General features: G+C 55.5%; 1 protein-coding gene and 1 tRNA gene. One reads left to right on the top strand and one right to left on the bottom strand.

All coding sequences use genetic code 11. The features are described from left to right. Positions 1-134: 134 nt before the first annotated feature. The gene (locus tag ACED88_RS10730) at positions 135-521 is read right to left on the bottom strand and encodes a hypothetical protein (protein WP_237205635.1); all 387 of its coding nucleotides are present in this window, start codon (positions 519-521) and stop codon (positions 135-137) included. 177 nt (positions 522-698) lie between these two features. Between ACED88_RS10730 and ACED88_RS10725 the strand changes: the two genes are divergently transcribed. Continuing rightward, positions 699-790: transfer RNA gene (locus ACED88_RS10725), tRNA-Ser, on the top strand. Positions 791-901 lie beyond the last annotated feature (111 nt).

Here is a 901-nt window from a genome sequence, read left to right as displayed (position 1 = left end):
CTAGCTTGTGGGGTTGGTTGCCTTGTGTTGATTGGGTTGTGGGGGTGTTGGGGACACACTTTTCTGCCTATAACCCGAAGCAGGGGCAAGGCCTCAGCCTACCCCCGCTCGTTCTACGTCAAAAACTTCTAGTATTAGTAGCTAGAAGAAGTGCCGGCGGTGCCAATCAGAATAACGATAAAGGCAATATAGGCGATGATAAACAGCAGGGAAAGGATGCCCAGAACCAGACCAATCCAGCCGGTGACCTTACCGACGGTTGCTTCAGCTCCGTAGGATTCAGCCTTACGAACCTGAGAAAGGGCAAGGGGGCCAAAAACCACGCCGAGGCCCGCAATCACGATGGACAGAATACCGAAAATCATGGCGTTCTGGGCGTGCTTCTGCCCCTCGGGGTTTACAGCAACCTGGCCGTAGGGCTGGTTGTAGTTCTGGGCGTAGGGCTGCTCGCTGGGCGCACTGTAGGAGCCGTAGTTCTGCTGTGAGTTCTGTGGGTCGTGCTGGTTATACGATTCTGACACGCCTATTTCCTTACCGCTGATTATTGGACGCTATCTATGCCAGTTTATCAAGCTGGTCTCAGCCACCTCCAGGGTGAATGCCTGCATCTCACGGGGTTTTGACCACCGCTACTTTTGTCGCTAGTATGGGTAGAGCTGTGTTGCTAGGCCACGTTGACGAGCCTCTACACAGACTATGGAGACGTGCCAGAGCGGCCGAATGGACTTCACTGCTAATGAAGGGTCGGGGTTAAACTCGACCGGGGGTTCAAATCCCCCCGTCTCCGCCACAAAACCCCGGTTGACCTTGGTTGACCGGGGTTTTTCGGGTTATAGGCAGAAAAGTGTGTCCCACCCCGGGCGCGTCACCCACCACGACCACCCCAACCACGCCGCACCAC

The organism is Rothia sp. 11273D007AR (assembly GCF_053547255.1).
This window is presented reverse-complemented; position numbering and strand designations above follow the sequence as displayed.